At 70.7% G+C, this 7,404-nt stretch carries 7 protein-coding genes; 3 read left to right on the top strand and 4 right to left on the bottom strand.

Going from position 1 to position 7,404, the window contains the following annotated elements; genetic code table 11:
* Positions 1-115: 115 nt before the first annotated feature.
* The 3 genes from BZL64_RS22625 to BZL64_RS22615 all read right to left on the bottom strand — a co-directional run bounded on the left by BZL64_RS22625 (position 116) and on the right by BZL64_RS22615 (position 2,308).
* Positions 116-922 carry an SURF1 family cytochrome oxidase biogenesis protein gene (locus BZL64_RS22625; protein ID WP_086771027.1) on the bottom strand — a complete coding sequence of 269 codons (807 nt, stop codon included), beginning with the start codon at positions 920-922 and terminating at the stop codon, positions 116-118.
* A gap of 51 nt (positions 923-973) precedes the next feature.
* On the bottom strand, positions 974-1,207 hold the full coding sequence (locus BZL64_RS22620) for a hypothetical protein (protein WP_086771029.1): 234 nt from the start codon (positions 1,205-1,207) through the stop codon (positions 974-976).
* Between the two features lie 108 nt (positions 1,208-1,315).
* Positions 1,316-2,308 carry a DEDDh family exonuclease gene (locus BZL64_RS22615; RefSeq protein ID WP_086771026.1) on the bottom strand — a complete coding sequence of 331 codons (993 nt, stop codon included), beginning with the start codon at positions 2,306-2,308 and terminating at the stop codon, positions 1,316-1,318.
* A gap of 266 nt (positions 2,309-2,574) precedes the next feature.
* Between BZL64_RS22615 and BZL64_RS22610 the strand changes: the two genes are divergently transcribed.
* On the top strand, positions 2,575-3,285 hold the full coding sequence (locus BZL64_RS22610; RefSeq protein WP_086771025.1) for a VIT1/CCC1 transporter family protein: 711 nt from the start codon (positions 2,575-2,577) through the stop codon (positions 3,283-3,285).
* 85 nt (positions 3,286-3,370) lie between these two features.
* On the opposite strand, the gene BZL64_RS22605 is transcribed toward BZL64_RS22610, so the two are convergent.
* Positions 3,371-4,900, bottom strand: coding sequence for a S8 family peptidase (locus BZL64_RS22605; protein WP_086771024.1), 1,530 nt, complete (start codon positions 4,898-4,900; stop codon positions 3,371-3,373).
* 313 nt (positions 4,901-5,213) lie between these two features.
* Between BZL64_RS22605 and BZL64_RS22600 the strand changes: the two genes are divergently transcribed.
* Both BZL64_RS22600 and BZL64_RS22595 read left to right on the top strand, forming a co-directional pair.
* Positions 5,214-5,570 carry a DUF485 domain-containing protein gene (locus BZL64_RS22600; protein ID WP_086771023.1) on the top strand — a complete coding sequence of 119 codons (357 nt, stop codon included), beginning with the start codon at positions 5,214-5,216 and terminating at the stop codon, positions 5,568-5,570.
* Entirely contained in the window at positions 5,567-7,204 is a 1,638-nt protein-coding gene (locus BZL64_RS22595) for a solute symporter family protein (protein ID WP_167396184.1), read from the top strand. The genes BZL64_RS22600 and BZL64_RS22595 overlap by 4 nt, the downstream gene beginning before the upstream one ends.
* The last annotated feature ends 200 nt before the right edge of the window (positions 7,205-7,404 follow it).

Genomic DNA, 7,404 nt, shown 5'->3' with positions numbered 1-7,404 from the left:
CGTGGACCACGTCCGCAGGGCAATCCGGGCGGGGGCCGGGCGGGTGACACGGGGGCGCGATGTTCGGCCGACTGCGGCCCGGCAGTTCCCGCGCGGATGTCGGTTCTGCGGGGGCTCAGACCACCGCGGGCTGGTCCGTCTCCGCCGTCTCCGCCGTCTTCTCCGAGGCGGCGGCCTCCCTGCGGTCGCGCGTCTCGCGCCGGACCAGGACCACCCAGCCGATCGGTACGCCCGCGGAGAACAGCCACCACTGGATGGCGTAGGCGTAGTTGAGCGCGGCGTCCTCACTGCCGGGCCGGCCGACCAGCTCGGGGGTGCCGTTCTTCGGCTCGGGCGCCGTCTGCGCGATGTAGCCGCCGAGGACCGGTTCGCCGAGGCGCCGCGCCTCCTGCTCGCTGTTGATCAGCATGACCTGCCGGTCCGGCAGCCCCTGGAGGTTCTTGATACCGCTCGCCGCGGTCGTCTCGTCGGGCATCAGCCGCCCGGTCACGGTGACCTGCCCGGCGGGCGGTGCGGGGACCTTGGGGAACGTGGTCTGGCTGGGCGCGTCGGCGGGGATCCAGCCGCGGTTGACCAGCAGCACCCTGCCGTCCGTCAGGAGGAAGGGGGTGAGGACGAGGAACCCGACCTTCTCGTCGCCGTTGACACGCCGCCTGACGACGACCTCGCGCTCGGTGTCGAAGCGGCCCACGGCGGTCACGGAGCGGTACCGCTGACCGGTGCTGACGGTGTGACCCGGGGAGGTCAGCTTCTCCACCGGTACGGGGTCGGCGGTGAGCGCGTCGGACACCAGTTGATTGCGGGCGGTGCGCTCGTCGTAGCGGTGCATCTGCCAGATGCCCAGCCTGATCATCGTGGGGATCAGGAGGAGGGCGACGAGCGTGATGATCACCCACTGCCGGGACAAAAGGAAGCGGTACACCCCACGACCGTACCTCCCGGCCGTGGGGCGTCCTCGCGTGGGGGGCCCGCTTCAGACCCGGTCCACGATGCCCGCCTTTCCCTCCGCGCGGGCGCAGTGGGCACCGCAGAACCACTGCCCGTCGACCTCCACGCCCTGGCCGATGATCTGCACGCGGCAGTGCTCGCAGATCGGTGCCATGCGGTGGATCGCGCAGGAGAAGCAGTCGAAGACGTGCACCGCGCCCTGCGCGTGCACCTCGAAGGTCATTCCGTAGTTATTGCCACAGACTTCACATGTCGCCATGCGCCACAGGGTGAGCCGTCGGTGCGGCGCGGGCCAGACGGCGCCGGGCGAGTCGCCCGCCAATCACCCGTCCGTACGGTCACCTCCGTACGGTCATGGCCGTACGGTCTACTGCTCCGCGGCGGGCTCGACATCGCGCAGCAGCTGGCCGAACGCCGCCTCGTCCACCACCGGCGTGCCGAACTGGCGGGCCTTGACCACCTTGGAGGTGCCCGAGTCCGGGTCGTTGGTGACGAGCAGGCTGGTCAGCCGGGAGATCGACGTGGCCACATGCAGTCCGGCCTCGGTCGCACGGTCCTCCAGCAGCTCGCGCTCGATCGACGTGTCCCCGGAGAACGCGATCCGCATGCCCTGTCTGAGGTGTTTGCCGTCTTCGTACCGCCCTGGATTGGGGTAGGGGCACGCGGGCCGCTTGCGGGCCGGACGCCAGCTCGTCGGCCGGTAGCCGCCGGTACCGCCCGCCTGCTGCCCGATCCGCGGCGCGGGCCGGTCCTGCCACTCCGTCAGCGGCCGGCACTCGTGCAGCGGCAGCCGTACGCCGCCCGCCGCCGCGGCCCGCAGGCTCGGCCGGAACGCCTCCGCCAGCACGCGCGCGTCGTCCAGCGCGTGGTGCGCCCGCTGCTGGACGACACCGAAGTGGGCGGCCAGCGACTCCAGCTTGTGGTTGGGCAGCGGCAGGGCCAGCTCCTTGGAGAGCGCGATGGTGCACAGCCGCTGCCGCACCGGGGCCTCGCGCTTCGCGCGCGCGTACTCGCGGGCGATCATCTGCCAGTCGAACACCGCGTTGTGCGCGACCAGCACCCGGCCGTCGAGCCGGTCCGCGAACTCCTGCGCCACGTCCTGGAAGAGGGGCGCGCCCTCCAGCGTCTCGCTCGTCAGACCGTGGATCCACACCGGGCCCGGGTCGCGCTCCGGGTTCACCAGCGTGTACCAGTGGTCCTCGACCTCACCGCGCGCGTCCAGCCGGTAGACGGCGGCGGAGATGATCCGGTCGTCGCGGGCCAGGCCGGTGGTCTCCACGTCAACGACCGCGTATCCCTGCGGATACGCGGCCGGCCACTCCGTGGCGGAGGACGCTGCGGGCGTACGGTCTTCGAGCATGGTCATTGAGGATACGGGCCGCCACCGACAGCGCGCGCACGCCTCCCGCTCCACCGCCGGGCACACCCACACGCGCGTGCGGGACGAAGCCGGACGGAAGGCGCCACGGACGCACGGGAGTTCGGCCCCGGGGCCGGCCCGCGCGGGCCGATGCCCGCCACGCCCCTCTCCCCGACACCAACCGCCTTGACCACAGGCCCACTTCGGCACACGCGCGGGGAGCGTCGGTACGAGGCCCGCGCCGTCCCGGATGCGATCCTCCCCGTGTGACGGAACCAACCCACGACGAGACGCACGGCGGGTCCCTCGGATCCCGCCTCAACTGGCTGCGGGCCGCCGTGCTCGGCGCCAACGACGGCATCGTGTCCACCGCCGGCCTCGTCGTCGGTGTGGCCGGCGCCACCAGCGACCGTTCGACGCTGCTGACGGCCGGACTGGCCGGTCTGCTGGCCGGATCGATGTCGATGGCGGCGGGGGAGTACGTGTCGGTGTCGACGCAGCGCGACTCCGAGATGGCCGCCCTCGCCGTGGAGAGACGCGAGTTGCGGGAGCAGCCGGAGGCCGAGCTGGAGGAGCTGACCGGGCTGCTGGAGGCGCGGGGCCTGACCCGCGCCGTGGCCCGCGACGCGGCCGTCCAGCTGACGGAACGCGACGCGCTGCGTGCCCACGCGCGCGTGGAACTGGGCATCGACCCCGACGATCTCACGAACCCCTGGCACGCCGCCTGGGCGAGCTTCCTCGCCTTCACGGCGGGCGCCCTGCTGCCGCTGCTGGCGATCGTGCTGCCCCCCTCGGACCGGCGGCTGCCCGTCACCGTGGTCTCGGTCCTCCTGGCCCTCGCCTGCACCGGCTGGAGCAGCGCCCGCCTGGGAGCGGCGGCGCCCGCGCGCGCGGTCGTACGCAATGTGAGCGGCGGTGCGGTGGCGATGACGGTGACGTACGGGGCCGGGGTGCTGCTGGGCGCGGCCGGGGTGTGAGCGGACCTCGGGTCTGAAGCAACGTATCGAAACGGACAGAAAAGGCCGGGCGGATCGCTCCGCCCGGCCTTCAGGTACCTCCCGGCTACTTCACCGCACGCAGCGCGTTCACCACGCCGAAGCCGAAGAAGCCGTTGACGCGCTTGCCGCCGACGCAGGTCGCGTCCACCACGCCGTCACCGTTGCCGTCGTACGGCTCGGCCGGGCAGCCCGGGTTGTCGGCCTGCGCCTTGAGCAGCGTCTGGAGCGCCGCCGGAGAGGCCCACGGGTGGGTCGACTTCAGCAGCGCGGCCACACCGGCGACGTGCGGGGACGCCATCGAGGTGCCCTGGAGGAAGCCGTACGCGTTGTTCGGCATCGTCGACAGGATGCGGCCGTTGGCCGACGGCGTCTCCGGGATCTGGTACTTGTCGCCGCCCGGCGCCGCCACGTCGACCGCGCCCAGACCGTACGTGGAGTAGTACGACTTGGTGCCCTTGACGCCCGTCGCGCTCACCGTGACGACCCCCGGCAGCTGGGTCGGCACGTCGAAGCACTCGTGCGGGTCGATCGTCCGCGTCACCGGAGTGGAGTCGTCCGGGCTGGAGGAGTCGACGATCGCGTCGGAGTCCAGGTCGTGGTTGGAGTTGCCCGCCGAGGCGACGTTGAGCGTCCCCTTCGACGTGGCGTACAGCTGCGCCCTGTTGACCGCGTCGACGATGGCCTTCTGGTCGGGGTCGTCCATGCAGTTGTACAGCCACGGGTCCACGTAGTAGCTGTTGTTCGTGATCTCGACGCCGTGGTCGGCGGCGAACACGAAGGCGCAGACGACGTTCTCCGGGTAGAAGAGGCCGTCCTTCGGGTCGCTCACCTTGATGCCGGCGACCTTCACACCGGGCGCCACACCGGCCACGCCGATGCCGTTGCGGGCCGCCGCGATCTCACCGGCGACGTGCGTGCCGTGGTAGTCGTCCGCGGTGTACGGGCGCCAGGCCCCCTCGGAGGTGTCCGCGACACCGCCGACACAGTTGGCCGACTGGGCGGCGGAGAAGTTCGGGGCGAGGTCCGGGTGGGTGTCGTCCACACCGGTGTCGATGACGGCGACGGTCACCTTGCTGCTGCCCGGGTTGATCTCGGCGGCCTTGTCGGCGCCGATGGCGCGCAGGTCCCACTGGTCGGCCTCGAGGGGCTCGCTCGCGCCGGCCGCGGCGGACGCGGTCGCCGTCTTCGCGGCCTCGGCCGCGGACAGCAGCTTCGCGGCGCCCTCGTCGGTCGTCCCCGCGAGACTCAGCGGCGCGGTGCGGGTCGCGCCCGCCGACTGCACGCCGCGGACCGCGCGTATCTGCGCGCCGAAGTCGGGGTTCGCCGAGTGCGCCACGATGACGCCGATCTTCGCGTAGGTCGCGACGACAGTGCCGTCGGCCGCAGCGATCGCCTTCTTCACCGACCCGATCGTGCGGTGGTCCACCTTGGTGTTGACGACGTACGCCAGCGTTCCGGCGTCGGCCGTCTGGGTGGCCGCGGCCGTGACCGGGGCCGCCGTGGCCGCCGTCGGCAGGAAGCCGAGGGAGGCGGTCAGCGACAGCACGACGGGCACCGCGAGGGCGAGGCGGCGTCTGGAAGGCAGATGAGCCATGGGGTCTCCACATCATCCGGGAGCGAGACCTGTCCGGACACGGGTTGTGCCTGGACAGGTACATGACGGGTGGTGCTCGCCCGAAACTATCTCCCCGACTCCTCGGCCAGCAATGACCTTCGGCAGGTGAGTTCACCGGCCATGACCTACGGGCGGCGCCGCTCGTTGGCCATGAGCCGCCGAGGTCACTTCGGAAACCCGTGCGAGGTGTTGAACCCGCCGTCGTGCGCCGCCGTGACCTTGGGCAGGGACGGCGAGGACTCTCCCGGCCCCCTTCTGACCACCACATCCGCAACGCTCGCGAGGAGACTCCGTGGCCACCGAGACACCGCCCCCCTCGAAATCCTCAACCCAACTCCCCTCCACCGAGGAGTTCGTCGCGGTGCAGGAGAGCGCGGAGTTCGGTGAACTGCGCAGTTCCTACCGCGGCTTCGCCTTCCCGCTGACCGTCGCCTTCATCGCCTGGTACCTGCTGTACGTCCTGCTGTCCAACTACGCGGGCGACTTCATGGGCACCAAGCTCCTCGGCAACATCAACATCGCCATGGCGTTCGGGTTCGCCCAGTTCCTCACCACGTTCCTCATCGCCTGGTGGTACTCGCGGCACGCCGCCGCGAAGCTCGACCCCAAGGCCGAGGCGATCAAGTCCCGGATGGAGGGCAACGCATGATCTCCGCGCAGCACACTCTTCTCGCCGCCGACCTCGCGGCCAACGAGGCCAGCGAGCACCGGCCGCTCATCATCACGCTGTTCGGCCTGTTCGTCGTGGCGACGCTCATCATCACCGTCTGGGCGGGCCGCCAGACCAAGGACGCGGCCGACTTCTACGCGGGCGGCCGCCAGTTCAGCGCCTTCCAGAACGGCCTCGCCGTCTCCGGCGACTACATGTCGGCCGCCTCGTTCCTCGGCATCGCCGGCGCCATCGCCCTCTTCGGCTACGACGGCTTCCTCTACTCCATCGGCTTCCTGGTCGCCTGGCTGGTGGCCCTCCTGCTGGTGGCCGAACCGCTGCGCAACTCCGGCCGCTACACGATGGGCGACGTCCTCGCCTACCGCATGCGCCAGCGCCCGGTCCGTACCGCGGCCGGCACCTCCACGATCGTCGTCTCGATCTTCTACCTGCTGGCCCAGATGGCGGGCGCGGGCGTCCTCGTCTCCCTGCTGCTCGGCATCACCTCCGACGCGGGCAAGATCGCCATCGTCGCCATGGTCGGCCTCCTGATGATCGTGTACGTCTCCATCGGCGGCATGAAGGGCACCACCTGGGTGCAGATGGTCAAGGCCGTCCTGCTCATCACCGGCACCCTCCTGATCACCTTCCTGGTGCTGCTGAAGTTCAACTTCAACATCTCCGACCTGCTCGGCAGCGCCGCCGAGAACAGCGGCAAGGGCACAGCCTTCCTGGAACCCGGCCTCCAGTACGGCGCCACCGGCACCTCCAAGCTGGACTTCGTCTCCCTGGGCATCGCCCTGGTCCTCGGCACCGCCGGCCTGCCGCACATCCTGATCCGCTTCTACACGGTGCCCAACGCCAAGGCCGCCCGGAAGTCCGTGAACTGGGCGATCGGCATCATCGGCGGCTTCTACCTGATGACCATCGCGCTCGGCTTCGGCGCCGCCGCCCTGATCTCACAGGAAGAGATCATCGCGTCCAACCCGTCCGGCAACACGGCCGCACCCCTGCTCGCCCTGCACCTGGGCGGCGTCGACTCGGCCTGGGGCGCCATCCTGCTGGCCACCATCTCGGCGGTCGCCTTCGCGACGATCCTCGCCGTGGTCGCGGGCCTCACCCTCGCGTCCTCGTCGTCCTTCGCCCACGACATCTACGCCAACGTCATCCGCAAGGGAGAGGCCACCGGCGCCGAGGAGGTCCGCGCGGCCCGCTGGGCGACCGTCTTCATCGGCATCGTCTCCATCGGCCTGGGCGCCCTCGCCCGCGACCTCAACGTGGCGGGCCTGGTCGCGCTGGCCTTCGCGGTCGCCGCCTCCGCCAACCTGCCGACCATCCTCTACAGCCTGTTCTGGAAGCGGTTCACCACCCAGGGCGCCCTCTGGTCCATCTACGGCGGCCTGATCGTGGCGGTCGGCCTGGTGCTGTTCTCACCCGTGGTCTCCGGCGACCCCAAGGCGATGTTCCCCGACGTCGACTTCGCCTGGTTCCCGCTGAAGAACCCCGGCATCATCTCCATCCCCTTCGGCTTCCTGATGGGCTTCCTCGGCACCGTCCTCACCAAGGAGAAGCCCGACACCGGCAAGTACGCGGAGCTGGAGGTACGGTCCCTGACCGGCACCGGCGCACACTGACGCACGCCTTTTTCGAAAGGGGCCGCGCCGCAGGCGATCCGTAGATCCCTACGACGCGGCCCCTTCGTACTCGTGGAGATCGGGCCTCCTCGTTGTCAGTGGGGTCACGTAGGCTCACAGGTGACGGAAGATCTGCGATCCGCTACGCGGGAGGGGGCCCACGTGCTCATCGACACCTTTGGCCGGGTCGCGACCGACCT

Origin of the sequence: Streptomyces bobili, assembly GCF_002154575.1 — a bacterium.
GTDB lineage: Bacteria > Actinomycetota > Actinomycetes > Streptomycetales > Streptomycetaceae > Streptomyces > Streptomyces bobili.
This window is presented reverse-complemented; position numbering and strand designations above follow the sequence as displayed.

Excerpts from the sequence above, each read along its gene's own strand:
- BZL64_RS22595 (WP_167396184.1), top strand. The coding sequence starts at position 5,567 with ATGATCTCCGCGCAGCACACTCTTCTCGCCGCCGACCTCGCGGCCAAC.
- BZL64_RS22620 (WP_086771029.1), bottom strand. The coding sequence starts at position 1,207 with ATGGCGACATGTGAAGTCTGTGGCAATAACTACGGAATGACCTTCGAG.
- BZL64_RS22605 (WP_086771024.1), bottom strand. The coding sequence starts at position 4,900 with ATGGCTCATCTGCCTTCCAGACGCCGCCTCGCCCTCGCGGTGCCCGTC.
- BZL64_RS22615 (WP_086771026.1), bottom strand. The coding sequence starts at position 2,308 with ATGCTCGAAGACCGTACGCCCGCAGCGTCCTCCGCCACGGAGTGGCCG.